Raw genomic sequence first — 25,991 nt, 5'->3', positions numbered from 1 at the left:
AGGTACTCATGCAGGACGATAGCGGTGGACACGACCAGTTGAGCCGCCGGACGTGGTTGTCCGCGGTCATGGGCGTCGGGGCGTCGGCGCTGGCGGGTTGCAGCGGCGGGGGGTCGACGCCGACCGGCGGCGACGGCGGAGGGCCGACGAACGGTGACGGCGAGACGAGCGCGTCGAGCGCCTCGACTGAGACGGTCGCGAAGCAGACGGCGATGGACGAGGGCGTCGAAGCGCGGGACCCCAATTTCAACTGGGTGGTCAAGAGTGACTTCAACCCGGTCGAGGGGAACTTCAATCCCCAGAGCCCGAACTCGAACTCCGAGTGGTTCTTCAATCGGATCTGGGGCGATCTGACGATCCAGGCGAACCTCCAGGGGATGCCGATCACGTTCATGGCCGACTCCTTCGAGGTGGCCGACGACGGCTCGTCGGCCACCCTCACCCTCGGCGAGGCCTACCAGTGGTGGGACGGGACGCCGGTCCGGCCGAAGGACCTCCTCACGACGCGGACCTACACCAACTTCACCCAGCACTACCAGGAGACACACCCGGACAACCCCGCCGAGGTCCTCCAGGAGCAGCCCGCGAAGATCCGGTTCAACTACCGGTGCCCGACGAACCCGGACCTGGCGCTGTTGAACCAGCGCAACAGCCTCAACTTCCCAAGATACGAGTTCTACGAGCCGTGGTTCGAGCGCTACCGCGACGCCTCCAGCGAGTCGGCGATCGAGAGCGTCACCAAGGAGTTCAACGAGGAGTCGCTGTCGCTCCAGACCGTCGTCGACGAGGGGTACGGCTGCGGCCTCTGGAAACCGGCAGACTGGGACACCCAGCGGATCGTCCACGAGAAGGTCGACGACCACCCCCGCGCCGACAACACCAACCTCCAGCAGTTCACCATCGACCTCCTCGGCAGCAACCAGAAGATCACCCAGGCCATCTCCAACGGCGAGGTCGACGCCGGGAACGTGGGCGCCATCTCCGGCACGTCGGTCCCGAACCGGAACATGGAAGTCGTCCACAGCGTCCCCACGGGCGCCCAGATCGGCCTCAAGCTCAACAAGGCTAACCCGCACCTCGCCAAGCCGCGCGTCCGCAGAGCGCTGGCCTACGCGATCAACTACGAGGACATCACCACCGCGCTCGACAGCGGCCTCGGCGTCAACGCCATGACGGTCCGAACGCAGAACATGACCTCGCGGCAGATGGAGAACAACTACCTGCCCGACGGCGCGCTGGAGCAGATGATCGATTACGGGTCGACGGCCAAACTGGACGAGGCGACCCGGCTGATGGAAGCCGCCGGCTACACGAAGGAGGACGGGACGTGGACCGACGAGGAGGGGCGCAGCGTCAACCTCACCCACATCACGCCGCCGTGGAACAAGTACAAGTTCATCTCTGACTACCTCAGCAACAAGCTCGGCGAGTTCGGCATCCAGACGAAGGTGCAGTCGCTATCGTACTCGGGGCTGATGAACAAGTGGCAGAACACCTTCGAGTTCGACGTGATGACGTGGTTTCAGTCGGGGCTCCACCCGGCGGTCTGGTACAGCCTCGGCCGCAACGGGAAGGGCTGGCAGGAGCTGCGTGGCTGGGGACTGAACATGCTCGCCAACCCCGGCGAGAGCGCCGACTCCTGCGAGCCCAGGCCCCTCGAGATCTCCGGGGGCAAGGAAGTCGACGACCGGCTCGGACAGCCGATCCGACCGGAGTACCCCGCGGAGGTCGGGACGGAGACGCTCGACCTCTCGCAGGTCTCCGAGACGAATACCCTGGAGCCGTTCGTCCTCAACGACTCGATGCGTCGGACGACCTCCCGCGAGGAACTGGAAGACCTCGCCGCCGAGTTCGCGTGGTACGCCAACTGGGCCGTCCCGAACCTCGAACTGTTCGACGAGGTGTTCACCCACTACGGCAACACCGAGAAGTTCGTCTTCCCCAACCCCGACCAGGACGTCTACCACCTGCGCAACCACTGGCAGTGGATGCTCCACGGCGCCGTGGACGGCGCGGGTAACTGAGTCCGGCGCCGCCCGTCGTCGCGGGTCGGCGTCACTGCGAGAACTGCTCGGTCCACGTCGAGTAGGTGTTCTGGAGTTCGACGACGCCGACGACGTTACGCAGTCGGTCGGGTAGCTCCGAGCGGAACCGCTCGCCCGAGAGGCGCTCGGTCGGCCCCGAGACGCTGATCGCGCCGAGGAGTTCGCCGTCCGGCGAGTCCACGGCCGCCGCCACGCAGCGGACGCCTTCGTAGCGCTCCTCGTCGTCGAACGCGACGCCCTCTGCAGCGATCGTCGATAGCTCCTCGCGCAGCGCGTCCGGGTCGGTGACCGTCGCCGGCGCGTACGGTTCGAGCGTCGTCTCGGCGAGGTAGCGGTCACGGGCCTCGGGCGTCAGCTCCGCGAGGAACGCCTTCCCGGCGGCGGTGCAGTAGAGGGGTTCGTCGCTCCCGAGGTGCATCCGCGGGTGGTCGGTCCGGTCCCCGCTCGTCCGGTAGATGGTCACGCCTCTCCCGTCGTGTTCGGCGATGAGTCGCGCTTGCTCGCCGGTCTCGGCGGCCAGGTCCTCGACGTCGGCTTTCGCGAGGTGATACAGCGGCTGGTGTTCGCGGACCTGGCCGCCGACGGAGAGGAAGCCGAGGCCGAGGCGGTACTCGCCGTCGTCGCGTTCGAGGTAGCCGTGTTTGCGCAGCGTCGTGAGGTGGTGGTGGACCGCCGCCTTCGAGCAGTCGAGCGCCTCGGCGATCTCGGTGACGCCCGCCCGGTCGCGCTCGCGGATGACGTCGACGACGCGCAGCGAGGTCTCGACGGACTGGACGGTCTTGCCGGTCTCGCCGTCGGTGCCGGTCATACGACGCCGAACGCACCCCGCGGATATAAATCGTCCCGGCCGGTCACCCGGTCTGGGCGTCGTAGATGCGGTCGATGACCCGCTGGACGTCCAGCGCCTCGTGGACGTTCGTCAGCGACGGCCGCTCGCCGGTGACGACGGCGTCGACGAACGTCTCCAGTTCGTCGGTGTAGGGGTCGTTCGGCCTGACGTGGACCGTCGAGTCGACGAAGTGGTCGCGGCCGCCCTGGCGGACCTCGTAGAGCGTCAGGTCGTTGCGCTGGTCCGGGACGGGTTCGACCGCGTCGAGCGAGTTGGTGACGTCGAGTTTCGCGCCGGCGTCGGTCCCCTTGATCCGGTAGGAGTGGCTCCCCTCGTCGTTGGCGGCCCAGGCGACTTCGACTGTCGCTGTCAGACCGCCCTCGAACTCGCAGAAGGCGGTGACGGTGTCTTCGACGTCGTACATCTTCGTCTGGTCGTCCTCGCCCCACATCTCCAGGTACGCGTAGTCGTCGCGGTGGCCGAAGTACGAGTCGACGGCGGCGCTGACGGAGTCGAGTTCGGGCCACCCGGAGAGGTACAGCAGCATGTCGAGGCAGTGCGCGCCGGTGTCCAGCAGCGCCCCGCCGCCGGCGATGTCCTCGGAGGTGTACCACGTCCCGCGGCCGGGGACCCCTCGACGGCGGACGTACTTCGCGTCGATGTGCGTTATCTCGCCGAGGTAGCCGCTCTCGACGTACGACCGGGCGACGCGACAGACGTCCCGGTAGCGGTGGTGGAACCCGACCATGCAGACGTTGCCGGTCCGTTCGGCGGCCTCGGCGATGCGCTCGGCGCTCTCCAGATCGTGGGCCAGCGGCTTCTCCAGGAGCACGTCGAGGCCGGCTTCGAGCGCGCCGAGCGCCGACGGCTCGTGGAACCTGTTCGGCGTCGAGATGACGACCGCGTCGACGTCCCGGCCGAAGAGGTCGTCCGGGCTCTCGTAGGCGGGTCTGTCGAATCGCTGTTCGAACCGCTCGCGAGCGGTCGGGTCCGCGTCGACGCCGAACACCTCGTGGCCCATCTCTCGAAGCAGCCGTGCGTGGTTGGCACCGTGGGTTCCCAACCCGACGATTCCCACCGTCACAGTCTCGTCCATGGCGCTTTGGGTCTCCACCCGGCCGCCAGTTAACGCTTTCTCGGCGAACGGCCCCGACCGGTCCGCCACACCGCGCGGCCCACGCTCCGGTAGGACTATGGGGTAGATCGCCGCAGTCGTGAACGCAATGGCAGACCGAGCCACGCCGCTCGACCAGTACCGACAGCCGCTCGAATCGACCCTCACCGACAACGTCCTCGACTTCTGGTTCCCGCGGTCGGTCGACGACGAGCACGGCGGCTTTCTCACCAGTTACGACCGCGAGGGCGCGTTTGCCGGCAACGGCCGCAAGCAGGTCGTTACGCAGGCGCGGATGGTGTGGGTCGCGGCCCGCATCGCCCGCGCGGGCTACGGCGACGAGTACCGCGCGATCGCCGAGGACGGGTTCGACTTCCTCGTCGACGCCATGTGGGACGACGAGCACGGCGGCTTCTACTGGGAGGTCGAGCGCGACGGGACGACGAGCAAGCCGAACAAGCACCTCTACGGGCAGGCGTTCGGGCTCTACGCCTGCTCGGAACTCGCCCGCGTCACCGACGACGAGCGCCCGGCCGAGTACGCCCACGACCTCGTCGCCCTCCTCGACGAACACGCCAAAGACGACGTCCACGGCGGCTACGTCGAGTACTTCACGCCGGAGTGGGACCCGATCACCGAGGGTCAGACTTACCTGGAGAACATCGAACCCGACTGGTCGCCCAAGGAGTCTGACGACGCCGTCCTCGACCCGACGCTGAAGCTCACTAACACCCACCTCCACCTGCTGGAGGCGTTCACCACCTACTACGAGGTGTTCGGCACCGAGACCGGCCGCCGCCGGCTCCACGAACTGTTCGACATCGTCACGAACACCGTCTACCGGAACGGTCGGCGCTTCTGCACCGACAAGTACGAGCCCGACTGGACGCCGAAACTCGACGACGAGGCGTTCCGGATCGTCTCCTACGGCCACGACCTGGAGGGGGTGTGGCTGGCGATGGAGGCCGCCGACGCGCTGGGGCTGTCGACGGATCTGTACCGCGACCTCTTCGAGACGCTGTGGGACTACGCGCTGGAGTACGGCTACGACGACGAACGCGGCGGCTTCTACTTCTACGGCGGGTTCGACGAGCCCGCGAGCTTCCGCGTGAAGGCCTGGTGGGTGCAGGCCGAGTGCATGACCAGCGCGCTCCGGACGTACGAACGCACCGGCGACGACCGGTACCTCGACGTGTTCGCGGAGACATGGGAGTTCCTGGACGAACACCAGATCGACCGCGAACGCGGCGAGTGGCACTCCGGCGTCACCGACGACCTCGAACCGGTCGGCCGCAAGGGCGCCGTCTACAAGGGCGCCTACCACAACGGCCGGGCGCTCGTCGAATGCATCGAGACGATCGACCGACTCACGTCGACGGACACAGAAGTATAATATACTAATACAAGATATGAAATTGATAACTATGTCTCCTCGATCGAAGTAACAGTGCCGATGCCGCCATGACGCGTCGGGTCGGCCAGTTCCGCTGCTGGTAGTAACGGCGTTGAAATTTTCGTCAGTAGGCCTCGAATGCGGATGATACGTGCCCGGAGGGGAACCAATCATCGACTACGCCGACAGACTGAGATCGCTGCCCGCTCTGGTCGGACGAACAGCCGAATCCTTGGTCCCGAACTCGCTATAGTTGGGTACTTCGCCGTTACTGGCGGTTTGTGGTGGATTTTCAGTCACGTGGCCGAGGGGTCGAGAGCCCAGCGGCGTAATTAATTGATATTGTATACTTGGGACATACTATACTATATCTGTCATTGATGCAGTGGCCGCAACTCATCGCTCGACAGCGGTCGCGTCTCTGGCCGCGGCGAGTGTGGTCGAGGTCGGAACTGCAACGGGTAGAAGGGGACGGTAACTGTCACCCGATCTGTTCGGCGACGATCTCGTCGGCGGCGTCGACGAACGCCTGCTCCTCGCCGGCGGGCACCGTCGCGCCGGCGGCGATGTCGTGGCCGCCGCCGTCGCCGCCGACTGACCGGGAGGCCTCGCCCATCACGACCGAGAGGTCGAGCCCCTCGCGGACGAGCACGCCGGTCCCGCGGGCCGAGACCTTCGTCTCCTCCTCGTTCTTCCGTGCGAAGGCGAGTATCGGCTTGTCCGCCGAGACGCCCTCGGTGCCCAGCGCCATCCCCGCGACGATGCCGACGATGGTCTCGCGGATGGCCTCGCCCGCGTCGAACCACTGGAGGGTGTCCTCGTGGGTGACGCCCTGCTGGCGGACGTACTCCAGGCCCTCCGAGAGATTTCGGCGGTGGTTCGAGAGCAGGGTCTGGGCCTGGTCGAGCGCGCCGTCGCGATTGCCGAGACAGACGCCCAGGCCGACGTCCGCGCGTTCGTATCGTGCCGTGGCGTTCAACAGCGTCGAGAACTCGCTGGCGTCGCGCAGTTCGGTGCCGTGGGGCTCGTCGACGAGTTCGTACGTCGTCCCGACGAGCGTGTTGATCTTCGACGCGGGGACGCCCCGCTGGACGGCGTGTTTCACCAGCGCGCTCGCCACCGTCTGGCGTTCGTCGTCGGTCAGGTCGACCCAGGTGCGCCACTCGCCGGCATCTTTCAGGTCGACGTCGAGCCCTTCGAGAAAGCGGATCGACCCCGCTTCGTCGCCGGAGACCCCCGGGATCTGCACGTCCGTCGCGTACTCGAAGAGCTTCGGGAGCGGGCGGGTCTGCTTGCCGTAGAGCGTGAGGTCGGTCCCCTCGGCGAGGACGCCCGCCTCGACGCCCTCCTCGACGATACCGCGGTTGGCGCCGACGAGTTCGCCGCCGACGGCCTGCATGTCGCCGACGGCCCCGACGACCGCCAGCCCGGCTAGATCGCGGTTGTCTTCGGACTGCCCGCTGCGCTCGGATAGCGCGCGGGCGAGAACGTACGCCGCGCCCGCGCCCGAGAGTTCGGAGGCGCCGTTGATCCCCTCCAGCAGGGGGTTGAGGTGGTACTCCGTCTCGGCGTCGGCGGGCTGGTGGTGGTCGGCGATGACCGGGTCGAAGTCGCCCGCTTCTTCGTGGGCGGCGATGGCGTCGAGCTGGCCGCTGCCGAAGTCGGTGAAGAGGACGGTGTCGTACTCGCGAGCCGCGATGGAGGCGATCTCCGTCTCGTCGAGCTGTTTCTTGAAGACGGTCTCGAAGTCCAGGCCGGCTCGCTCCAGCGCCGTCGACGCCACGGCCGCGCTCGTGAGGCCGTCGGCGTCGATGTGCGAGGCCAGCAGCAGTTCGTCGGCGTCCAGCAATCTGTCGGCGCAAGCGTCCGCGCGCCCGGCGAGGTCGGGGACCGGCCCGGTCGTGCTCATCGAGCGTTTCTTATCGCGGCTCCGGGTTTAAACCTAAGGGGTTCCCGGTGACCGGCGGCGTTCCGCCGGGGTTGCGGTCAGTCGCCGAGACGCGCCGAGAGCCGCCGTTCGACCAGTTCGACGACCGTTTGCCCGAGCGGCGAGCCGTTCCTGGCGAGTCCGTGAGCCTCGGCGACGCCGGCGCTGTCGGCCAGCGGGACCAGTCGGAGGGTCGCCCCGTCCGGGCCGACTTCGACGTGGAGCGACGCCTGCGGGAACGAACACGCGGCGGGAGCGAGCGCCTCGACGGTGTCGCCGTGCGTGCACAGCGCGGGCACGTGGTGGTGCGCAGACAGCACGAGCGGCACGTCGTGCTGGCGCAGGAGTTCCGAGACGGCGTCGGCGTCCCGGAGAGAGAAGTTTCGCCAGCGGCCCCGTTCCGGGCAGTCCGGCAGCCTGGCGGCGGGGTGGTGGAGCGCGACCACGGGCCGGTCGGCCGCGGCCAGTTGCTCGCCAAGCCACGCCCGCTGGGCGGGGCCGACGCGGCCGCCCCAGGTGTCGCGCAGGTCGCCGAGGTCGTCGCGGCGGTCGTCAGCGGCGGATTCACGGCTCTCGCTCGCCGTCGCCGGCTCTGCGACGGACTGGTCCGGTCGAGTGTCGGCCGCCGCCGAATCGCTATCGACGGCCGGCCCGTCGACCAGCCCGGCGACGCCGCTCGTCGCGGTGTCGACGCCGAGCAGGGTCAACTCGCCCACCTCCCGCGCGAACGGGAGCGGGTCGTACCGCTCGGCGAAGCGCTCGACCGGCGGGGTCGTGTGGTCGTCGAACGCCTTGGGCACGTCGTGGTTTCCGGGGACGGCGTACCACGGCACATCCAGATCGCCGAGCACGTCGTCGACGGCGTCGAACTCCGCGGAGTGGCCGTCGCGGGTCAGGTCACCGGCCACGAGGGCGACGTCGGCGTGTTCGTTCGCGACGGCGACGGCCGTCCGCAAGCGGTCGAGCGTCCGGTGGTACACCTTCCAGGTCCCGCGCGCGGTCAGCGCGACGTGCGGGTCCGCGATGACGGCGAGCGTCGTCGGCGAGTGGCTGCGCGGGCGGTCGAGTCGGGCGAACACGGGGCCGGGGGCGACGGTCTGTGGCGTCATGATTCGGAGAGGACGTGAACGCGGTCGGTATCGAGCTCCAGTGCGACTCGCTCGCCGGCCGCCGGCGCCTCGCTCGGGTCGACCCGGAGCGTGACCGACTCCTCGTTCGGGAGGTCGGCGACGCAGCGGACGTGTTCGCCGAGGTAGAACCGCTCGCGGACGGTCGCCTCGAACGGGCCGTCCCCGAGTTCGAACGCCTCCGGGCGGGCGACGACCGTCACCTCCCCTTCGTCGCCGTTCGGGGCGGGCGTCGTCGCGTGTCCGAAGTCCAGTCGACCGTCGCGAGCGGTCGCGGGCAGGCGGTTCGACGTGCCGACGAAGTCGGCGACGAAGCCGTTGACCGGCGCCTCGTACACCTCCGCCGGCGTCCCGACCTGTTCGACGCACCCGTCGTTCATGACGGCGATGCGGTCGCAGACCGCCATCGCCTCGGTCTGGTCGTGGGTGACGTACAGCGCCGTCACGTCGAGGTCGTCCAGGAGTTCGACGAGTTCCCGCTGGAGGCGGGTCTTCAACTGCGCGTCGAGGCCGGTCATCGGCTCGTCGAGCAGGAGGATGGTCGGCTCGATGGCGAGCGCCCGCGCGAGGCCGACCCGCTGTTGCTGGCCGCCCGAGAGCGTCGTCGGGTCGCGGTCGGCCAGCTCGGCGATGTCGAGCAGTTCGAGCAGCTCGACGGCGCGCTCGCGGCGGTCGGTCTTCGAGACGCCGCGCATCTTCGGGCCGAACTCGACGTTCTCCCGGACGGTCATGTTCTCGAAGAGGGCGTACGACTGGAAGACGAGGCCGACGTTCCGTCGCTCCGGAGGCACGCGGGTCACGTCCTCGCCGTCGAACAGCACGCGGCCCTCAGTGGGCGTCTCGAAGCCGGCGATGGTCCGTAGCGTCGTCGTCTTGCCGCAGCCCGAGGGGCCGACGACCCCGAGTATCTCGCCGTCGCCGACCGTGACCGAGAGGTCGTCGACGGCGGTCGCTTCGCCGAACCGCTTCGTCACGTTGTCGAGTGTGATCTCTGCCATGGTGTCAGTCGGTCGTGAACCCCCGGTTGCCCAGCAACTGCAGCGCCGCCGTGACCCCCGCGATGAGGACGAAGAACACGGAGACCGCGGCGGCGGTCGTCAGGAAGGAGCTGTTCGAGATGTTCGCCTTGAGGAAGAGCGCGAGCGGCCGCGCGCCCCGCGGGGAGACGACGTAGGAGAAGTTGAACTCCGCGGCGGCCAGCGCCCAGCAGATGATCGCCCCCGAGACGATGCCGCGCTTGGCGTTCGGGACGATGACCGAGATGAAGGTCCGGGGCCAGGAGGCGCCGAGCGACCGGGCGCTCTCCTCGAGTTGGCGCAGCGGCATCGACTCGAAGCTCGACTGGACGGCCATCACCATGAACGGCGCCTTCAGCAGCGAGTAGCCGACGATGAGCCCGAAGTCGGTCCCGGAGAGCTGCGGGTACGCCCGGAGGAAGGCGACGCCGAGGACGATCCCCGGCGCCAGCGGCAACACGGCGACGGCGTTGAGCAGGTCTCGCCCGCGGAACTCGTAGCGCGCGACGGCGTAGGCGATGGGCACGCCGACGACGAGGTTGACGAGGACGCCGCCGAGCGCGAGCCACATGCTGCGGAACAGCGGGCTCTGGCCCGGCGCGGCGAGGGGGTTCTCGGGCAGGGTGCGCAGGACCGCGCCGAGTTGCAGTGAGTAGAGCGCGTCGCCGCCGAGCCCGAGCACCTGCTTCCAGTGAACGAACGTCACGAACCCGGAAGGGAGGACGCCGGTCCACTCGCGGGCGAACGACGCGACGAAGGTAGCGACGACCGGGAAGATCAGGAATACGAACGTCAGCGCGAACACGGCTGTCACGAGGGGACGACCGAGGACGCCCGACGGCGAGGGGCGCCACGAGCGAGCCCCCGTGTCTTCGACGGCGACGCCGCCGTCCGGGCGCGGGGTCTCTGCCGAGCCCGTGTCGTCGCGCTCGCTCACATCCCCACCTCCGCGCTGGTGTAGCGCAGGCCCAGCGCCGTGAACGTGAGCACGAAGGCGAACCAGACGGTCGCCATCGCCGCCGCGAGCTGGATGTCGAAGCCGTTCGACAGCGCGTAATCGATCTCGTAGGTCCAGACGCGCAGCGCCTGGAGGATCAGGACGGTGCCGAAGATGGCCAGCGCCGTCCGGACGGTGAGGATGAACGCGCCGATGAGTCCCGGCTTGATCTGCGGGAGTGTGACATGGTAGAACGTCCGCGCGGGTGTGGCGCCCAGCGAGCGGGCGGCCTCCTCGGTGCGCTCGTTCACCTCTGCGTAGCTGCCTCGCAACAGGAGCAGCGCCCGCGGGATCATCGAGTAACAGTACGCGACGAACAGGCCGCCGACGCTGGTCGCGATGGCCAGGTCGAGGTTGCTCCGGCCGGTGAACCACGCGGCCAGGTTCGTCACCAGGCCGCTGTTGCCGAAGAGGACGATGATCATGAACGCCGCGACGATGCCGGGGAGGCTGATCGGGAACGAGAGGAGCGTCACCAGCGCGCCGCGGAACGGCAGGTCGTACTTCTCCAGGGCGTGCGCGGTCGCGGTGGCGACGGCCAGGCTGACGACGGTCGTCGCGAGCGAGAACCAGAGCGTGTTGATCGCCGAAGCCCGCAGGTACGGGTCGGTGACGAGTCGCCGGTACGCCGACAGCGAGAACCCCTCGGTGACGTACTTGGCCTCTGAGACGCTGATCCGGAGCATCTCGCTCAGCGGGTACAGCCCCGCGACGGTCGCGAGCACGAGGAAGGGCGCACACAGCGCGGCGATGCGCCGGCGCTCGCGGTCGCGCTCTGTTCGCGGCAGGATCACTCGCTCGGCGGGGTCGGGAAGCCGCTCGACGCCGCCGCGGACGGCGGTTTCCGCCGCGTCGGCGACCGGCTGCAGCCGGCCGCGAACCCCGTCGGTCGCTTCGTCGGCCGCCATCGGCCTACAGGCCCGCCGAGCGCTCGATCTCGTCGATGATACCCTCCTGCTTGTCGACCATGGTCCCGTAGTCGACCTGGAACTCCGTCTCGTCGTAGGTCGACTGGTCGGGGAACTCGTCGGGCATCTCCAGCTCCGGCGCGCGGATCGGGCGGACGTACGCGTCGAGGAACTTCCGCTGGCCCTCCTTCGAGAGGACGTAGTCCATGAACAGCTTGCACGCCTCGGGGTTCGGGGCGCCCTCCATCAGCCCGAAGCCGTAGGGCTGGTTGAACGCGCCCTTGTTGCCGTTCTTGCCCTTCAGGAGCGCGACGTCGACCTTGTCCTCGGCGATGTCCTCGTTGTTGTACTTGAGGTTCAGCCCGGAGTAGTCGTAGCGGACGAACGTGGTGTACTCGCCCTTGGTGAACTGCGCCTGGAAGTTGTCGGTGAACTCGGCGCCGCTCTCTTTGAGCCGCTTGTAGTAGTCGATCACCGGCTGGAGGTCGTCGAGCGACCCGCCGCGGGCGTTGTTGATGGAGAGCGCGCAGGCCAGCCCGACGGCCGCTGTCGGCGTCTGGAGCGCCATGTCTTTCGCGATGTCGGGGTGGAGCAGGTCGTCCCAGGTCTCCGGGGCGTCGAGTCCCCGCTCCTCGTAGACGTCCGCGCGGTAGGTGACCGCCGTCGTCATCCGGCGGGTGGCGGTCATCTGGCCGTCGTCGGTCTTGAGCTTCGCCGGCACTTTGTCCCAGTTCTTCGGCTTGTAGCCGGTGAGAAAGCCCTCGTTCTTGGCGATGATGCCGTAGGTGTAGCCCCCGTTGTACGCCGAGTGGTCGGGGTTCTGGGCGTGCGAGCGCATGTGCTTGAGCGCCTCGCCGGACGAGCGGTCGTCGTCGTTGAGCGGGACGCCGTACTGCTCCTCGAAGGCCTCCATCAGCGCCGGCCAGTTCGACCAGTTCGACTGGACGCAGTAGACGTAGAGCGTCTCCGGGAACGACGAGGCGCTCACGGTCGTCTGGTAGTCGCCGTGGCCGACCTCGTACCCCTCGGCCGCGTCGGTGTCGGTAGATCCTCCGTCCCCACCGCCGAGCGCGCCGGTACAACCGGCGAGACCGCCGGCGACTGCCGCACCCGTTCCTGTCAGGAATCGCCGTCGTGACGTGTTCATACGGGAGAACGGCCGCGGACGACGGTTAATACGGCTTATATTTCAGGTTCGTTGTGGTATCGAGCGGTACGTTCACGGCTGTCCGGTAGGAGGAGCTACTGATGGCTATTGGCGATATATAGCGAGCCGGTCAGGCGCCGTCGGAGGCGGCCTCGACGACGGCCTCGGCCAGCGCTTCGAAGTCGGCGACCTCGGGCACCACGTCGACCGCGACGCCGGCGTCGGCGGCAGTCTCGGCGGTTGGATCGCCGATGACGCCGACGACGGCGTCGGCGAGTCCGTCCAGCGCCTCCTCGCGGACGCCGCGTTCGTCGGCCGCGGCGAGGAAGTGCCTGACCGTGAGCGAGGAGGTGAACACGGCGCCGTCCAGGTCGCCGGCGGCGGCGACCTCCGCCGATTCGCCCGCGTCGGCGGGCCGGTCCAGCCGGTAGAGGACCGTCTCGTGGAGGTACGCGCCGGCGTCTTCCAGCCCGGTCAGCAGGACGGCCGAGCCGTGGTCGCTGCGGGCGACCTCGACGCGGGCGCCGGCCACCTCGTCTTCGAGCGCCGCGACGAGGCCCGTCGACGAGAACTCCGCGGGCACGCGGTCCACGGGATAGTCGTGGTCGCACAGCACCTCGGCCGTCGGCTCGCCGATGGCGCAGACGGTCGCGTCGCCGGCCTCCCACCGCTCGTCGGGCCCGCCCTCGTCGGCGCGTTCGCCGGCGACGAGCTCGACGCCGGTCTTGCTGGTGAACACGACGTAGTCGGCGTCGCTCCTGGGGACGGCGCCCGTCGGGTCGACCGTCAGCATCGGATCGGCGAGGGGGTCGGCGCCGAGCGATTCGAGCAGTTCGACCGCCGCAGTGAGGCGGTCGTCGGGCGGGCGGAAGACCGCGACTCGCGGGCGGTCGGCCGCGCTCATCGGTCGGTCACCTCGCCGACCGCGCTCTCCTCGCCGGCCGGTTCGTCACCGCCGTACCCACGAAGGAATTCGACGACGCGCTCGCGTTCGCCGGCAACGTCGCCGATGACGGTGATCGCCGGCGGTTCGATCCCGACCTCGTCGCGAGCGTCGACGATGGTCTCCAGCGTCCCGGTCGCGACCTGCTGGTCCGGCCAGGTCGCGCGCTCGACGAGCGCGACGGGCGTGTCGGGGCCCATCCCGGCCTCGCGGAGCGCGGCGGTGTAGTCGGGGAGCTTGCCGACGCCCATGAGGACGACGATGGTACCGCCGGTGGCGGCCAGGGCGTCCCAGTCGACGGCGGACTCGTCTTTGGTCGGGTCCTCGTGGCCGGTGACGAACGACACCGAGGAGGCGTGGTCGCGGTGGGTCGCGGGGATGCCCGCCACCGCCGGGCCGGCGATCGCCGACGTGACGCCCGGGACGACTTCGAAGGGGACGTCGTGCTCGGCCAGATAGGCCGCTTCCTCGCCGCCGCGGCCGAAGACGAACGGGTCGCCGCCCTTCAGCCGGACGACGTCTTTGCCCTCCCGGGCGAGTTCGACGAGTCGCTCGTTGATGGCCGATTGGGGGGTACGCTCGCCGCCAGCGCGCTTGCCCACGTCCTCCCGGCGTTCCTCGGGGACCAGATCGATGATCGCCGGGCCCGGGAGCTTGTCGTGGAGGACGACGTCGGCCTCGTCGAGGAGTCGTCGGGCCTTGACTGTCAGCAGGTCGGGGTCGCCGGGACCGGAGCCGACGAGGAAGACGGTCCCGGTCACGCGTCGGTTCCCCCGGTTGCGTCGTCCTCGTCGTCCTCGCCGCCGTCACCGCCCTCGATGGCGTCCGGGGTGTCGGGCGAGGCGCCGCCGGCGCCCGACTCCTCGTCGGTACGGCGACGCGCCTGCGCGATGATTTCGGCGGCGCCGTCGTCGGCGAGGTCGGAGGCGAACTCGCGGGCGGCGTGGGGGTGGCGCTCCACGGGAAGCTCGCGCGTTTCGCGGACCTCCTCGTCGCCCTCGCGGTCGAGCACGCGGACGCTCGTCCGGACGACCGACCCCTGGAGGACTGCGTAGATGCCGACGGGCGCGACGCAACCGCCGCCGAGTTCTTCCAGTACCGTGCGCTCGGCGGTCGCCTCGACTCGCGTCGGCGCGTGGTCGAGCGCGCTCCGGATGTCGTCGGCCAGGTCGCCGTCGCGAGCGGTGACCGCCAGCGTCCCCTGGCCCGGCGCCGGAACGAACTGGTCTGGGCGGAGCTGCGTGTGTTCGACGTGGTGGAGCAGGCCGGCACGCTCTAATCCCGCTTCGGCGAGCACGATGGCGTCGTACTCGACGTCCGGGTCGCGTTCGAGCGCCCGCCGCTCTAGCTCCGAGAGGTCCTCGAACCACTCCTCGACGGTGCGGTCGAACTCGGAGTCGTCGTCCGCGTCGCCGTCTCCGTCGTCGCTGTCGCCGCCGTCTCCGTCCGTGCCCGGTCCCGTCTCGTCGTCGTCCGCGTCGTCCGGCTTGTTGTACTTGGCGTAGTCGGTAGAGCGGCTCTGGTCGTCCGCCTCGTCGTCGCCATCGGTCTCGTCGTACGCGGCGAACGACTCGACCTCTTCGTCGGCTTCGGCCTCGACGCGGCGCTCGTGTTCGCGGACGAGCGGCGGGGCGAGCAGTTTCTCGACGCGCGTGTCGACGTTGCCGCGGAGCGGCTGGACGTCCAGGTCCGGCCGCTCGGCGAGCAACTGGGCGCCTCGCCGGAGGCTCGACGTGCCGACAGTCGCGCCCTCGGGGAGTCCCATCAGGGAGGTGCCCTCGCGGGTGACGAGCACGTCGCGGGGCGCCGCCCGCTCGGGGACGCCCGCGACGATCAGGTCCTCGGGCATCTCCGTGGGCATGTCCTTCATCGAGTGGACGGCGGCGTCGCAGTCGCCGTCGAGGACTTCCTCGTCGAGCGCGCGGACGAACGCGCCGGTCTTGCCGAGTTCGTGGATGGCCTCGTCCGTGATCTGGTCGCCCGTGGTCTCCACCTCGACGAGTTCCACGTCGAAGCGTCGGTTCTCCAGGCGTTCCTTGACGGCGGCGGCCTGCCGCATCGCGAGCGTCGACCCCCGCGTCCCCAGCCGCAACGTTGTACTCATTGTCTCTCAGTGGACGCGCCGACGTGAAAAGCACACCACTTCCGTTCGCGGCTACGGTTCGATTCGCGTGCATATCTATCGGCTTCCGATAGAAATGGAACCTGATTACGGAGTCGAGAAGGACGCTGAAACGGTACGACCTCGAAGCCAGTACTCTATCACGGCCAGCAATACGTAGGCGACGAGATACATCGGTGCCCACACGAACACGAAGAGGAATCCGGGCGAATCACCTTGTCCACTTCCAATCGGTGGAATATACACCAGTATATGCCAGAAAATGAGGATGCCAACCAACAGCGCCCCCGGACTGCGAATCTCATACCGAAGCCAGAGAAAGACAGGAACCCCTATCGTCACCAATCCAAACCCCACAGATAGCGCAAGCGCGTCCCAGAGCGTCCCTGAGATCGAGGTATTCGAGAAGGGCAGTAGGCTATACCCGAACACACTAATTGAGTAGAGAAGGGTGACAGCGGTGCTAATAGCGATGGAGCGTTTCCACGTTCCCGACGACGCGAACCATCGATGGAGGGCAGACATATGGTATTGTTGTAGGTGATTGGCGATAACTCTATTCTCTGTACTGGGCATTCGCGCGAACGAAGTGAGCGCGATTCACCGCACCGGGGCCGAAGGCCGAGATGCGGCCTTCCTCGTGAGTAGCGAGGGAGCGGAGCTCCCTCGGACCGTTCGCGCGGCTCCGCCGCGCGAAGACAAAGCGAACGAGGGGTCGTCAGAGTGAAGCGAGCAAGGAAACTCTGGCGGCAAAAAGATGGGTGCGGGGTTACCAGGGCTCGTCTTTCGCGCCGATGACGTAGGCGATGCCGTTGGTGACGACGTGCAACAGCGGGGTCGCGACGAGGACGACTGCGAGCACCGACGGCGTGAACGTCGCGGCGACCCAGTCGAAGTCGAGCAGGGCCGCGAGCGCGAGCGCGCCGACGACGAAGTCGAGCTGGTCGAGGCCGGGGAAGGGGGCGCCGCGCTCGCGGCCGGTCCGCCGCTTGAGGAACGAGGCGCCGATGTCGCCGCACATCGCACCGAGCGCGAGGCCGAGCGCGGCGGGCAGCGGGAACTCGACGGGTGCGACGCCGAGCAAGTCGGCGATGGTATCCGACCCGGCGTTGAGTAGCAGGGCGAGCGCGACGCCGGCGACGGTGCCGGCGGCGGTCCCACGCCAGGTCTTGCCGTCGCCGAGGACGCGGCGGCCGCCCCACGTCCGGCCGCCGTCGATGGGGCGGCCGCCGCCGGCCAGCACCGCGGCGTTGTTCGGGACGTACGCGGGCAACATCGCCCACAGCGCCGTCGCGATGGCCGAGAACAGACTCATATGCTCGCCGACTGCCCCGTGGCCCTTAATCACGGTGTTTCGTTGCGTGCGTGCCCGCGGATCGAGGAGACACCACTACACAGGCGTGTCGCGCTGCCCGGTGTCGATACCACTTTCACACTGGCGGCAATACTTGCGGGCATGATTCCGCCGATCGCGAGTCGCTTCGTCGCTGGCGAGACGGTCCCGGAGGCGCTCGAACACGCCCGCGAGGCGAACGAGCGCGGGGTCGGGGTGATCCTCAATCTGCTGGGCGAGCACTACCACGAGGGCGGGCCCGCAGACGAGGACGCCGCGGCGTACTGTCACCTCATCGACGACCTCGCGGAGACGGACCTGCGGGCCTGTGTCTCGGTCAAACCCTCCCAGCTCGGCCTCGACGTGGGCGAGGACGTCTTCCGCGAGAACCTCGCCAGCGTGGTCGAGCGCGCCGACGAGCACGGCGAGTTCGTCTGGATCGACATGGAGGACCACACGACGACGGACGCGACACTCGACGCGTTCGAGTATCACGCCCGGGAGACGGGCGGCGCCGACCGACGGGAGGCGCCGGCGAAGGATCGAGCGGGGAGTGAAGCGACCCGCGAGACGGCCGACGCCGACCGACGGGAGGCGCCGGCGAAGGATCGAGCGGGGAGTGAAGCGACCCGCGAGACGGCCGACGCCGACCGACGGGAGGCGCCGGCGAAGGATCGAGCGGGGAGTGAAGCGACCCGCGAGACGGGTGCGAGCGTCGGCGTCTGCGTCCAGGCGAACCTCAAGCGTACGCGCGAGGACCTCGAACGGCTGGCCGACCTGCCGGGGAAGGTCAGGCTCGTCAAGGGGGCCTACGATCCGCCCGCGGAGGTCGCCTACCGGGAGAAATCGCGGGTGAACGAGGAGTACCGGGACCTGCTGGAGTTCATGTTCCGGGCGTTCGACGACGGGGTGGCGGTCGGGAGTCACGACCCCGAGATGATCGACCTGGCCGCGGACCTGCACGACGAGCACGGGACGCCCTACGAAGTGCAGATGCTGATGGGCGTGCGCGAGGACGCCCAGGTAGCCCTGACCGACGACTGCGAGGTCTGGCAGTACGCCCCGTACGGGTCGAAGTGGCTCTCGTACTTCTACCGGCGGGTGCTCGAACGGAAGGAGAACCTCACCTTCGCGCTTCGGGCCGTCGTGAGCGGGTGACGCGTGATTCGAACGAAGTGAGAATCACGTCAGAGCGAGCGGCGGAGCCGCGAGCCGCGTGGGCGGGCCGCGAATCGATCGGAGTGAGAATCACGTCGGAGCGAGCGGTGGGGTCGTGGGTTCGGCGCGTCGGTGAGCCGCGGAATGTACGTGTTCTCCGTCCGGAAGGAACACGCTTAGTACGCTCCGACGGCCAGATTGGCCCAGATGACCTCGGCATCCTGGAAGCGTGACTTCGCCAGCGGGTTGATCATCCTGGTGCCGCTGCTCGTGACGGCGTACATCATCCTCTGGCTGTACTTCGCACTCGCGGGCGTCCCGCTCCCGGTCGAGAGCCAGGAGATCGATTTCTGGATCTGGGAGAACATCGACCTCGCGGACCCGCTCCGGGTCGTGCTGACGCTCGTCATCTTCGTACTCGTGGTGTTCTCGCTCGGGTACCTGATGCGGACGGCCTTCGGCGACCTCATCGAGGGGACTATCGACCGCACGATGAACCAACTCCCGGGGCTCCGGGTCGTCTACAACGCCTCGAAGATGGCGGTCGAAACCGTCGTCTCCGGCGCGGACGAACTTCAGGAGCCCGTCAAGATCGAGACGTGGCAGGGGATGCGGATGACGGCGTTCAAGACCGGCAAATCGACCGAAGACGGCCGCGACGTGCTCTTTCTCCCGACCGCACCGAACATCACCACCGGCTTCGTCGTCGAAGTCGATCCCGACTCCTACGAGGAGACGAACGAACGCGTCGAGGAAGCGCTGACGCGCGTCCTCAGCGCCGGCTTCGGGGAGGCCGACCAGACGTCGATCCCGATGGCGCCCGACGACGAGGAGGATGAGGGATCGGCGGCCGACAACGAGGACTGACGGCGGGAAACGCGTACGGCGGCGGAGACAGAGAGGCAGCGAGGTACGGCGGGCCTGAGCGGCGGGTTACAGTGGTCGCGAGCGGCGAATGGCGAACTGGGGCGGACGTGGACTCGGGGTGAGTGAACTCCGCTGCGCCGTCGATCAGCTGATGTGTGCGGCGATATCGGCCTCGGTGATGATGCCGACGGTCTCGCCGCCCTCGACCACCAGCACGGCGTCGTTGTGGTTGAGGTAGTCGTTTATCTCGTCGATGGTCGCGCCGGGTTCGACGGTCGCGATCGACTCGCGTTTGACCTCGTCGACGGGCAAGTCACCGACGTTGTCGGCCTCCGAGGAGTCCGACAGCTGGCGGATGTCGGAGTGGCTGATCAGGCCCAGCGGCGTCCCGTCGCGGATGACGGGGGCCTGCGAGAATCCGCGTTCGTTCATCCGTTCCTGCGTCTCGTGGACCGAGTCGTCGGGCTGGACGCTCACGATCGGCGAGTTCATCAGGTCCTCCGCCCGCAGGATCGCCCCCTCCGCTTCCTGCAGCGCGTTGACGATCCGCCGGAGCGTCGACAGCCGCGGGTCGACGTCTCCGCCCTCGATCCGCGCGATCAGCGGCTGCGAGACGTCCGCTCTGTCCGCCAGATCGCTCTGGGTCAATCCCAGTTCGTTCCGCCGCTCCCGCAGATCCGCCGGCGTCGGTAAATCCATGCGTCGAGATAACTTAGGGTAATATAAAAAACCACCGCCGGGTGCGCGGCGTCGATCGGGCGGTGGGGGCGGCATCCGCCAGCGGTCGATATAAACGCCTGGAGCGGCTATCGGGTGGTATGTCAGACACCGAGGAGACGCTGCCGAACTCCGAGGAGGAGTGGCGAGAGCGCCTCACCGAGGAAGAGTACAAGATCCTGCGCGAGCAGGGGACCGAACCGAAGTTCAGCGGCGAGTTCCTCGACGTCGACGACGAGGGCGAGTTCACCTGTGCGGGCTGTGGCGCGGAGCTGTTCTCGACGGACAACCAGTTCGATTCGGGACACGGCTGGCCGAGCTTCTTCGACGTCGTCGAGGAGGGTAACGTGGAGACGCGGCTGGACACCAGCCACGGGATGCGCCGGACGGAAGTCGTCTGCGCGACGTGCGGCGGGCACCTGGGGCACGTCTTCGACGACGGCCCGGAGCCGACGGGGAAGCGCTACTGCATCAACTCGGCGGCGCTCGATTTCGACGCTGGAGAGTAGCGTGGTCCGAACGAAGTGAGGACCACGTTATGACGAACGGTGACCGTAGGGAGCCGTGAGTAGCGTGGCCCGACCGGAGTGAGGGCCACGTTCTAGCGAGCGGGGAACGAATGTGACCCGCGAGCAGCGTGGCTCTCCCTGCGGTCGAGTCCCGTTATGACGAACGGTGACCGTAGGGAACCGTGAGTAGCGTGGTCCGAACGACGTGAGGACCACGGTAGAGCGATCGGGGAGCGAAGCGATCCGCGAGCAGTGCGGTTCGACCACCGGGCGGATCACGACCTGGCGAGCGCCGCGAGGCCGACTATCAAATCGATCGAACCGGCCGGAAGCCTTTTTGAACTCGTGAGCGGTTGCACAGGTGTGACGCCCGAACACGCGGAGGAATCGGCGGACGAGTCCGGCGAGCGGACGGTTTCGGTGCTCGGGACGGATGTAGTAGTAGAGGAGGCGTTCGCGTCGTTCCCGTGGCGTGCGGGGATGGCGCGGGCGCCGGCGGCGTTCGTCGCGGCCTTCGTCCTGACGGTGGCGGTCGCCGCGATCGGCGGGTTCGGATCCGGGACGCTGCAGCGGCGCGTCTCGCTTCTGGGAATCGTCGTCTTCAACGCTCACAACATCCCGGCGACGGTCGGCGCGGTGCCACAGCTGCTCGCCCCGGTGGCCGAACCCGTGGCCGGCATCCCCGGGGTCGGTCGGCTCTTGCGTGGGCTGTTCACGTACGGGACCGGCCACGCGACGCCGCTGTCGCACGCCGGCGGTATCGTCGGGGGGCAGACGGCGGAGCTCGGTCACCTCAGTCTCATCGAGGGGTTCGGTGAGACCGACGTGCCGAAGCTGGTCTACTACCTCCTCCCGCCGATAGCGCTGGTCGGCGCGGGCTACGAGTTCGCGGACAGCTACTGGGAGGAGACGACGACGGAGTCGCTGGCGGAGGTCGCGCGGTTCGGCATCGCCATCGCGGCCGGCTATCTCGTCGTCCTGTTCGTCGGGTCCGTGCTGTTCACCGCCGTATTGCACAGCTCGATCGCCGGCGCGGTCACGATCCTGCCCGACCGGTACCTGCTCGTCGTCTTCGGGTTCGCCTACCCGACGATATTCGCGACGCTCGGTGCGGGACTGGTGTATCTGGACAGACGCGAGAACTGAGACGCCGTCTCAGGCGTAGCTGGCGTCGAGGTACTCGACGATCTTCTCGGACTCGGCCATCGTGACGCCGCGGTCGTCGTCGACGAGGACGGGGACGCCGCGCTGGCCGGAGACGCGCTTGACCTCGTTGCGGTCGGAGTGGAGCGCGTCGACCCAGACGGAGTCGTAGTCGAGGTCGAGTTCGTCCATGCGATCGGCGACCTTCTCACAGTACGGGCACCCGTCGAGCTGGTAGAGCGTGAACGACATACCTCCACGTTCGGAAGCGACCGGCAAGTGCGTTGCGGCCTCCTATCGGCGCGTGACGCCCTCGAATTCGAAGCGCGCCCCGGGCCGATCGGTGTCGGTCCGGTCGCGGGCGTCTGTGAGGGCGACGTCCCAGCCGTGCGCGTCGGCGATCTTTCGGACGATAGCGAGGCCCATGCCCGTGTTCCCGTCGGCTTCGCCGGTCGAGTAACCGGTCTCGAAGACGCGCTCGCGGTCTTCGGGTGTGATCCCCGGCCCGTCGTCGGCGACGTAGAACCCGCTGTCGGTCGTGCCGACGGCGATCGTCTCGACGCCCTCGGCGTGGTCGATCGCGTTGCGGAAGAGGTTCTCCAGCAGCTGTTCGAGGAGGCCGGGGTCGGCAACGAGCGTCCCGTCGGCGGAAACGTCGAGGGTCGCTCCGCCGGTCTCGACGTGCGACCAGGCGTCGCGGGCGAGCGCGCCGAGCGAGACGTGTTCGGTGTCGATCTGCTCGGACCCGCTCGCGAGCACGAGCGCGTCGTCGACGATGGCGTTCATCCGGTCGAGCGACGAACGGATCGACTCGGTCTGTTCAGCGACGACTTCCGGACCGACGGCGGGGTCGGTGGCGAGGTATTCCGCGCGCCCCATCGCGACGTTCAGCGGGTTCCGGAGGTCGTGGCTGAGGACGCTCGCGACCGTCGAGAGCGTCTCGTTGTTCGCCGAGACGCGGAGCTCGACCTCCTTTCGGTCGGTGATGTCGATGTGCATGACGAGTGCATGTGGGTCGTCGTACTCCGAGAGCGCGATCACGCGCATCAAGAACCAGCGCCGTTTGTCGGGCGAGTGACACGGGTACTCGAGGGAGAACTCCGTCCGTTCGCCCGCGAGGACCGAGCGGATGCCCGCGGCCGCGCCGGTGGCGGACTCGTCGTCGGACCCGTCGCAGACCGCCAGGTAGTTCTCGCCGACCATGTCGCGCTCCCCGCGGACGCCGTTCTCCGCACCGAACTGCCGCCACGCGCGATTCGTCTCCCGGATCACGCCGTCGGCGTCGACGACCGCTATCTGCGCCGGCAGGGCGTCGAACGTCGCCGCGACGAGCCCCCGTTCGCGCTCGGTCGAGCGCCGGTGGCTCCCGTTCTGGTCGGCCATCGCTGCCCGATTTTGGAGCGCCACGGGATAAAAGCCGTCTGCCCGGTTCTCACTGCTGATTCTCTTGCCGAGGGTGATGGATGCGTCCGGTCGCGGTCGAACGGACAGATGTCGGTCGTTACTCGTTCATCAGGCCGTCTTCCTCGACGCGCATGACGGCCTCGCCGTCGGGGAGGTTCGGCGCGTCGACGAGCTTGACGATCCGCTTGTCGCCCTTGGACTTGCGGAGGTAGATGCGGAAGGTGGAGGTGTGGCCCAGGATGTTGCCACCGATGGGCTGGGTCGGGTCGCCGAAAAAGGAGTCGGGGTTGGAGGCGACCTGGTTGGTGACGACGACGGCGGTGTTGTGGAGGTCGCCGACGCGCATCAGGTCGTGGAGGTGCTTGTTGAGCTTCTGCTGGCGCTCGGCGAGTTCGCCGCGGCCGACGTACTCCGCGCGGAAGTGCGCGGTCAGCGAGTCGACGCAGAGCAGGCGGATGGGGAACTCCTCTTCCTGGGTCTCGCTGGCGAGCTCCTGGGCCTGCTCGGCGAGCAGGATCTGGTGGTTGGAGTTGAACGCCTTCGCCACGTGGATGTTGTCGAGCATCGTCTCGACGAGGTCGTCGAGCAGCGCTTCGTCGGTGGCGTCGGCCTGTTCGGCGTCCTCGACGACGCCGTGGAGGACCATCGTGTCCTCGAGGACCTCCTCGGAGAGGCCCTTGACCATCTGGTCGATCCGCTCGGGGCGGAAGGTGTCCTCGGAGTCGATGAACATCGCGCTGCCCTCTAGCCCGCCGTGCTCGCTGGGGAGCTGGACGGTCACCGAGATCTGGTGGGTGACCTGGGACTTGCCGGCGCCGAACTCGCCGTACACTTCCGTGATCGACTGGGTTTCGATGCCGCCGCCGAGGAGGTCGTCAACCTCGTCGACACTCCAGGTGAGCTTGCCGATCTGCTCGCGCCGTTCGAGGACCGTCGCACCGGACTCGAACCCGCCGATGTCGGCGGCCTCGCGCGCGGCGTTGATGATGTCGGCGGCGCTCGACTCGCCGACGTCGGCGGAGTTCGAGAGCTCGCCGGGGCTCGCGACCGCGATGCCCTGGTAGGAGTCGAAGCCGTTGTCTTTCAGCTTTTCCGCGGTGGCCGGGCCCACGCCCGACAGTTCTTCGAGGTCGTCTGTCGCCATGGACAGCGATTGCGCCGCCCATCATATAAACCCTCGTTAACACCAAAGTGAAAGTGAAACCGGCGCACGGCGACCGCTCGTGATCGAACTGGTCCGAAGGTTGATAGGCGAACGGGCGGAGCGACGGCGGTGAGCGAATATCGGGCGACAGTGGCGGGGGGCTCTCAGCCGCCGCGGGCGCCGAGGTAGACGACACCGAAGACGCCGAGGAAGTAGACGGCGGTGAGCCACGATTCGGGGACCGAGAGCACCCGGTGGCCCTGGTGGCCGACGACGACGAGTGCGATAGCGGCGAGCGAGGCCAGCGGCCGGGCCCGGAGGCCGGCGGCGAACGCTCGCAGTTGCCAGCCGAAGTCGCCGAGGAACCCAGAGACGGTCTCGCCTGCCGGTCGGTTCCCGTCGGGGTTATCGGCCGGTTCGAACGCGTCGAGTGCGTCGCGGTCGACCGTCAACACGTCGCCGGTGTTGATCCGTCGGCCGTCGGCGTCGCCAACCCGGAGGAGCGTGACGCGCTCGTCGTCCGTGCCGACCACGCGATAGACGCCTCGGTCGACCGGCCCGTCGTCTGTCGACCGGAGGTGGTCGTACACCGAAATATCGGAGCGCAGTGGCGGCATTGGCGGCGTGTCGCCCGTTCGGCAAATAAACCTATTCCCACGGGTGGCCGCCGGGTCGGTCCGGCCAGAGCGGGTACCAGTACTCCTTGTCCGGTTCGACGGTGAGCTCGCCGTCGAGCACGCTCTGGAGTTTGATCTCCGTCTGGCTGTGGCGCTCGTGGTCGCCCTCGGGCGCGAAGGGGTAGTACTTCCCGCGGCGGAACGAGTACACCCAGTACGCTTGCTGTCCGTCTTTCTCGAAGGCGAACAGCGCGGCGAGCAGTCGCGAGCCGTAGCCCCGCTCGATGAACTCGTCGGCGGCGAAGTGAATGCTCGTCACCAGGTCCTCGGGGTCGTCGTCTTCGAGGACGACCCACTCGTAGCCGTGGTCGTCGGTCGTGAACCGCGCTTTCGTCCCCGTCTCGACCTCCCCCGCTTCGAGGATGGCCTCGACGTTCTCGACGGCGTCCTCGAAGTCCGTGCTGTCGACGTCGGCGAAACACAGCGCGGCCGCGTCGGCCGGCGCGAAGCCCAGGTCGGCCTCCATCGTCATGTAGGCCGTGCTCATCCCGAAGAGATCCTCCGGGTCGGCGTCCCGGGTCGCGTCGGCCTCCGCTTTCATCCCCAGCGCGGACTTCAGGCCGTCCAGCAGTCCCATGTCCCTCCGTTTGGGCGAGCGGGTAAAAGACGCTTCCCTCCGCGGATGCGCGGCCCCGTTTCAGGTGTCCCACGGCGCGCCGTCGGGGTCGATCTCCCGCTGGCCGCGGTCGAGTTCGGCGATGCGCTTCAGGTCCTCGTCGTCCAGGTCCACGTCGTAGGCCCGCCAGTTGTCCTCGATGTGGTCGGCGCCCGTGGCCTTCGGGATGGCCGCGACGTGCTCCAGCGACAGGAGCCACGACAGCGTCACCTGCGGGACGCTCGCGTCGTGCTTCTCGGCGATGTCCTGCAACACGGGGTCGTCGAGGACTTCGGTCCGCGCCAGCGGCGAGTACGCGACGACGGTGTGGCCGTGCTCGGCGGCGTACTCGCGCAGCTCTGTCTGCTGGAGGTACGGATGCATCTCGATCTGGTTCGCGAAGACCGGTGCGTCGAGGACCTCGCGGGCCTCGTCGAGGTGCTTGGGCTCGAAGTTGGAGACGCCGACGTGCCGAATTTTGCCCTCGTCGGAGAGTTGCTGGAACGCCGAGAGCGTGCCCTCGGGATCGTAGGTCCCCGTCGGCCAGTGGACGTACAGCAGGTCGACGTACTCGGTCCCCAGTTTGTCGAGGCTCTCCTCCGTGGTCTCCAGCACGTCGTCGTGGGCGAGGTTCGAGGTGCTGACCTTCGTGGCGAGGAAGACCTCCTCGCGCGGCACGTCCGCCTCGGCGATGCCCCGGCCGACGTGCTCCTCGTTCTCGTAGGCCTGCGCGGTGTCGATACTTCGGTAGCCCAGTTCGAGCGCCGTCCGGACGCTCTCGGCGCACTGCTTCGGGTCGGTGTTCTGCCAGGTTCCCAGTCCGAGCCGGTGTAAGTCGAGTTCGCTCATGTCGAGTCCCGATGTTCGACTGTACGA

26 protein-coding genes are annotated in these 25,991 nt (G+C 68.2%); 6 read left to right on the top strand and 20 right to left on the bottom strand.

The window, feature by feature from the left end:
- Positions 1–8 precede the first annotated feature (8 nt).
- On the top strand, positions 9–2,024 hold the full coding sequence (locus ACMGFH_RS14460; protein WP_415379149.1) for an ABC transporter substrate-binding protein: 2,016 nt from the start codon (positions 9–11) through the stop codon (positions 2,022–2,024).
- Between the two features lie 31 nt (positions 2,025–2,055).
- Here the strand turns inward: ACMGFH_RS14460 and ACMGFH_RS14455 are convergent, their stop codons facing one another.
- Both ACMGFH_RS14455 and ACMGFH_RS14450 read right to left on the bottom strand, forming a co-directional pair.
- The gene (locus ACMGFH_RS14455; protein ID WP_415379148.1) at positions 2,056–2,853 is read right to left on the bottom strand and encodes an IclR family transcriptional regulator; all 798 of its coding nucleotides are present in this window, start codon (positions 2,851–2,853) and stop codon (positions 2,056–2,058) included.
- Positions 2,854–2,896: 43 nt separating this feature from the next.
- Complete coding sequence (locus ACMGFH_RS14450) at positions 2,897–3,970, bottom strand: Gfo/Idh/MocA family protein (protein ID WP_415379147.1); 1,074 nt, start codon at positions 3,968–3,970, stop codon at positions 2,897–2,899.
- A gap of 127 nt (positions 3,971–4,097) precedes the next feature.
- On the opposite strand from ACMGFH_RS14450, the gene ACMGFH_RS14445 reads away from it, so the two are divergent.
- Positions 4,098–5,381 (top strand): AGE family epimerase/isomerase, encoded by a 1,284-nt coding sequence (locus tag ACMGFH_RS14445; RefSeq protein WP_415379146.1) that lies wholly within the window; start codon positions 4,098–4,100, stop codon positions 5,379–5,381.
- A 481-nt stretch (positions 5,382–5,862) separates the two neighbouring features.
- Here the strand turns inward: ACMGFH_RS14445 and ACMGFH_RS14440 are convergent, their stop codons facing one another.
- The 11 genes from ACMGFH_RS14440 to ACMGFH_RS14390 all read right to left on the bottom strand — a co-directional run bounded on the left by ACMGFH_RS14440 (position 5,863) and on the right by ACMGFH_RS14390 (position 16,883).
- A complete protein-coding gene (locus ACMGFH_RS14440; protein WP_415379145.1) occupies positions 5,863–7,290 on the bottom strand; it encodes a DHH family phosphoesterase in 1,428 nt (475 codons plus the stop codon).
- Positions 7,291–7,367: 77 nt separating this feature from the next.
- The gene (locus tag ACMGFH_RS14435) at positions 7,368–8,417 is read right to left on the bottom strand and encodes a metallophosphoesterase family protein (protein WP_415379144.1); all 1,050 of its coding nucleotides are present in this window, start codon (positions 8,415–8,417) and stop codon (positions 7,368–7,370) included.
- Complete coding sequence (locus ACMGFH_RS14430; protein ID WP_415379143.1) at positions 8,414–9,433, bottom strand: ABC transporter ATP-binding protein; 1,020 nt, start codon at positions 9,431–9,433, stop codon at positions 8,414–8,416. Before ACMGFH_RS14430 ends, ACMGFH_RS14435 begins: the two co-directional genes overlap by 4 nt.
- A gap of 4 nt (positions 9,434–9,437) precedes the next feature.
- Complete coding sequence (locus tag ACMGFH_RS14425) at positions 9,438–10,265, bottom strand: ABC transporter permease (RefSeq protein ID WP_415383258.1); 828 nt, start codon at positions 10,263–10,265, stop codon at positions 9,438–9,440.
- Positions 10,266–10,384: 119 nt separating this feature from the next.
- On the bottom strand, positions 10,385–11,356 hold the full coding sequence (locus ACMGFH_RS14420) for an ABC transporter permease (protein WP_415379142.1): 972 nt from the start codon (positions 11,354–11,356) through the stop codon (positions 10,385–10,387).
- Between the two features lie 4 nt (positions 11,357–11,360).
- Positions 11,361–12,503: an extracellular solute-binding protein gene (locus ACMGFH_RS14415; protein ID WP_415379141.1), complete on the bottom strand. Its 1,143-nt coding sequence runs from the start codon at positions 12,501–12,503 to the stop codon at positions 11,361–11,363.
- Positions 12,504–12,633: 130 nt separating this feature from the next.
- A complete protein-coding gene (locus ACMGFH_RS14410; protein ID WP_415379140.1) occupies positions 12,634–13,407 on the bottom strand; it encodes a uroporphyrinogen-III synthase in 774 nt (257 codons plus the stop codon).
- A complete protein-coding gene (cobA, locus tag ACMGFH_RS14405; protein WP_415379139.1) occupies positions 13,404–14,207 on the bottom strand; it encodes a uroporphyrinogen-III C-methyltransferase in 804 nt (267 codons plus the stop codon). Before cobA ends, ACMGFH_RS14410 begins: the two co-directional genes overlap by 4 nt.
- A complete protein-coding gene (gene hemC, locus ACMGFH_RS14400) occupies positions 14,204–15,550 on the bottom strand; it encodes a hydroxymethylbilane synthase (protein WP_415379138.1) in 1,347 nt (448 codons plus the stop codon). The genes cobA and hemC overlap by 4 nt, the downstream gene beginning before the upstream one ends.
- A gap of 105 nt (positions 15,551–15,655) precedes the next feature.
- Positions 15,656–16,093: a hypothetical protein gene (locus ACMGFH_RS14395; protein WP_415379137.1), complete on the bottom strand. Its 438-nt coding sequence runs from the start codon at positions 16,091–16,093 to the stop codon at positions 15,656–15,658.
- A gap of 244 nt (positions 16,094–16,337) precedes the next feature.
- Positions 16,338–16,883 (bottom strand): CDP-2,3-bis-(O-geranylgeranyl)-sn-glycerol synthase, encoded by a 546-nt coding sequence (locus ACMGFH_RS14390; protein ID WP_415379136.1) that lies wholly within the window; start codon positions 16,881–16,883, stop codon positions 16,338–16,340.
- A gap of 141 nt (positions 16,884–17,024) precedes the next feature.
- Here ACMGFH_RS14390 and ACMGFH_RS14385 point away from each other — a divergent pair, with 141 nt between their 5' ends.
- On the top strand, positions 17,025–18,059 hold the full coding sequence (locus tag ACMGFH_RS14385) for a proline dehydrogenase family protein (RefSeq protein WP_415379135.1): 1,035 nt from the start codon (positions 17,025–17,027) through the stop codon (positions 18,057–18,059).
- Positions 18,060–18,266: 207 nt separating this feature from the next.
- A complete protein-coding gene (locus ACMGFH_RS14380; RefSeq protein WP_415379134.1) occupies positions 18,267–18,926 on the top strand; it encodes a DUF502 domain-containing protein in 660 nt (219 codons plus the stop codon).
- Positions 18,927–19,070: 144 nt separating this feature from the next.
- On the opposite strand, the gene ACMGFH_RS14375 is transcribed toward ACMGFH_RS14380, so the two are convergent.
- A complete protein-coding gene (locus ACMGFH_RS14375; RefSeq protein ID WP_415379133.1) occupies positions 19,071–19,625 on the bottom strand; it encodes a CBS domain-containing protein in 555 nt (184 codons plus the stop codon).
- A gap of 119 nt (positions 19,626–19,744) precedes the next feature.
- Here ACMGFH_RS14375 and msrB point away from each other — a divergent pair, with 119 nt between their 5' ends.
- A complete protein-coding gene (gene msrB / locus ACMGFH_RS14370; RefSeq protein ID WP_415379132.1) occupies positions 19,745–20,152 on the top strand; it encodes a peptide-methionine (R)-S-oxide reductase MsrB in 408 nt (135 codons plus the stop codon).
- A 363-nt stretch (positions 20,153–20,515) separates the two neighbouring features.
- Positions 20,516–21,298 carry a hypothetical protein gene (locus tag ACMGFH_RS14365; protein ID WP_415379131.1) on the top strand — a complete coding sequence of 261 codons (783 nt, stop codon included), beginning with the start codon at positions 20,516–20,518 and terminating at the stop codon, positions 21,296–21,298.
- Between the two features lie 9 nt (positions 21,299–21,307).
- Here ACMGFH_RS14365 and ACMGFH_RS14360 read toward each other — a convergent pair whose 3' ends face one another.
- From ACMGFH_RS14360 to ACMGFH_RS14335, 6 genes are all read right to left on the bottom strand, one after another.
- Complete coding sequence (locus ACMGFH_RS14360) at positions 21,308–21,547, bottom strand: glutaredoxin family protein (protein WP_415379130.1); 240 nt, start codon at positions 21,545–21,547, stop codon at positions 21,308–21,310.
- Positions 21,548–21,589: 42 nt separating this feature from the next.
- Positions 21,590–22,678, bottom strand: coding sequence for an ATP-binding protein (locus ACMGFH_RS14355; RefSeq protein ID WP_415379129.1), 1,089 nt, complete (start codon positions 22,676–22,678; stop codon positions 21,590–21,592).
- 118 nt (positions 22,679–22,796) lie between these two features.
- Positions 22,797–23,843 carry a DNA repair and recombination protein RadA gene (gene radA, locus ACMGFH_RS14350; RefSeq protein WP_415379128.1) on the bottom strand — a complete coding sequence of 349 codons (1,047 nt, stop codon included), beginning with the start codon at positions 23,841–23,843 and terminating at the stop codon, positions 22,797–22,799.
- Positions 23,844–24,007: 164 nt separating this feature from the next.
- The gene (locus ACMGFH_RS14345; protein ID WP_415379127.1) at positions 24,008–24,460 is read right to left on the bottom strand and encodes a hypothetical protein; all 453 of its coding nucleotides are present in this window, start codon (positions 24,458–24,460) and stop codon (positions 24,008–24,010) included.
- A gap of 31 nt (positions 24,461–24,491) precedes the next feature.
- Positions 24,492–25,097: a PspA-associated protein PspAB gene (gene pspAB, locus ACMGFH_RS14340; RefSeq protein WP_415379126.1), complete on the bottom strand. Its 606-nt coding sequence runs from the start codon at positions 25,095–25,097 to the stop codon at positions 24,492–24,494.
- A gap of 60 nt (positions 25,098–25,157) precedes the next feature.
- Entirely contained in the window at positions 25,158–25,964 is an 807-nt protein-coding gene (locus tag ACMGFH_RS14335) for an aldo/keto reductase (protein ID WP_415379125.1), read from the bottom strand.
- Positions 25,965–25,991 lie beyond the last annotated feature (27 nt).

The organism is Halosimplex rarum, assembly GCF_047715405.1.
In the GTDB taxonomy this organism is placed as follows: domain Archaea; phylum Halobacteriota; class Halobacteria; order Halobacteriales; family Haloarculaceae; genus Halosimplex; species Halosimplex rarum.
The sequence above is the reverse complement of the archived record's forward strand: the minus strand, read 5'-3'. Positions and strand labels throughout refer to the sequence as shown.

Excerpts from the sequence above, each read along its gene's own strand:
- ACMGFH_RS14375 (WP_415379133.1), bottom strand. The coding sequence starts at position 19,625 with ATGGATTTACCGACGCCGGCGGATCTGCGGGAGCGGCGGAACGAACTG.
- ACMGFH_RS14420 (WP_415379142.1), bottom strand. The coding sequence starts at position 11,356 with ATGGCGGCCGACGAAGCGACCGACGGGGTTCGCGGCCGGCTGCAGCCG.
- ACMGFH_RS14395 (WP_415379137.1), bottom strand. The coding sequence starts at position 16,093 with ATGTCTGCCCTCCATCGATGGTTCGCGTCGTCGGGAACGTGGAAACGC.
- msrB (WP_415379132.1), top strand. The coding sequence starts at position 19,745 with ATGTCAGACACCGAGGAGACGCTGCCGAACTCCGAGGAGGAGTGGCGA.
- ACMGFH_RS14415 (WP_415379141.1), bottom strand. The coding sequence starts at position 12,503 with ATGAACACGTCACGACGGCGATTCCTGACAGGAACGGGTGCGGCAGTC.
- hemC (WP_415379138.1), bottom strand. The coding sequence starts at position 15,550 with ATGAGTACAACGTTGCGGCTGGGGACGCGGGGGTCGACGCTCGCGATG.
- ACMGFH_RS14355 (WP_415379129.1), bottom strand. The coding sequence starts at position 22,678 with ATGGCCGACCAGAACGGGAGCCACCGGCGCTCGACCGAGCGCGAACGG.
- ACMGFH_RS14430 (WP_415379143.1), bottom strand. The coding sequence starts at position 9,433 with ATGGCAGAGATCACACTCGACAACGTGACGAAGCGGTTCGGCGAAGCG.
- ACMGFH_RS14345 (WP_415379127.1), bottom strand. The coding sequence starts at position 24,460 with ATGCCGCCACTGCGCTCCGATATTTCGGTGTACGACCACCTCCGGTCG.
- radA (WP_415379128.1), bottom strand. The coding sequence starts at position 23,843 with ATGGCGACAGACGACCTCGAAGAACTGTCGGGCGTGGGCCCGGCCACC.
- ACMGFH_RS14335 (WP_415379125.1), bottom strand. The coding sequence starts at position 25,964 with ATGAGCGAACTCGACTTACACCGGCTCGGACTGGGAACCTGGCAGAAC.
- ACMGFH_RS14380 (WP_415379134.1), top strand. The coding sequence starts at position 18,267 with ATGACCTCGGCATCCTGGAAGCGTGACTTCGCCAGCGGGTTGATCATC.
- ACMGFH_RS14410 (WP_415379140.1), bottom strand. The coding sequence starts at position 13,407 with ATGAGCGCGGCCGACCGCCCGCGAGTCGCGGTCTTCCGCCCGCCCGAC.
- ACMGFH_RS14385 (WP_415379135.1), top strand. The coding sequence starts at position 17,025 with ATGATTCCGCCGATCGCGAGTCGCTTCGTCGCTGGCGAGACGGTCCCG.
- ACMGFH_RS14460 (WP_415379149.1), top strand. The coding sequence starts at position 9 with ATGCAGGACGATAGCGGTGGACACGACCAGTTGAGCCGCCGGACGTGG.
- pspAB (WP_415379126.1), bottom strand. The coding sequence starts at position 25,097 with ATGGGACTGCTGGACGGCCTGAAGTCCGCGCTGGGGATGAAAGCGGAG.
- ACMGFH_RS14445 (WP_415379146.1), top strand. The coding sequence starts at position 4,098 with ATGGCAGACCGAGCCACGCCGCTCGACCAGTACCGACAGCCGCTCGAA.
- ACMGFH_RS14440 (WP_415379145.1), bottom strand. The coding sequence starts at position 7,290 with ATGAGCACGACCGGGCCGGTCCCCGACCTCGCCGGGCGCGCGGACGCT.
- ACMGFH_RS14435 (WP_415379144.1), bottom strand. The coding sequence starts at position 8,417 with ATGACGCCACAGACCGTCGCCCCCGGCCCCGTGTTCGCCCGACTCGAC.
- ACMGFH_RS14360 (WP_415379130.1), bottom strand. The coding sequence starts at position 21,547 with ATGTCGTTCACGCTCTACCAGCTCGACGGGTGCCCGTACTGTGAGAAG.
- ACMGFH_RS14455 (WP_415379148.1), bottom strand. The coding sequence starts at position 2,853 with ATGACCGGCACCGACGGCGAGACCGGCAAGACCGTCCAGTCCGTCGAG.
- ACMGFH_RS14450 (WP_415379147.1), bottom strand. The coding sequence starts at position 3,970 with ATGGACGAGACTGTGACGGTGGGAATCGTCGGGTTGGGAACCCACGGT.
- ACMGFH_RS14390 (WP_415379136.1), bottom strand. The coding sequence starts at position 16,883 with ATGAGTCTGTTCTCGGCCATCGCGACGGCGCTGTGGGCGATGTTGCCC.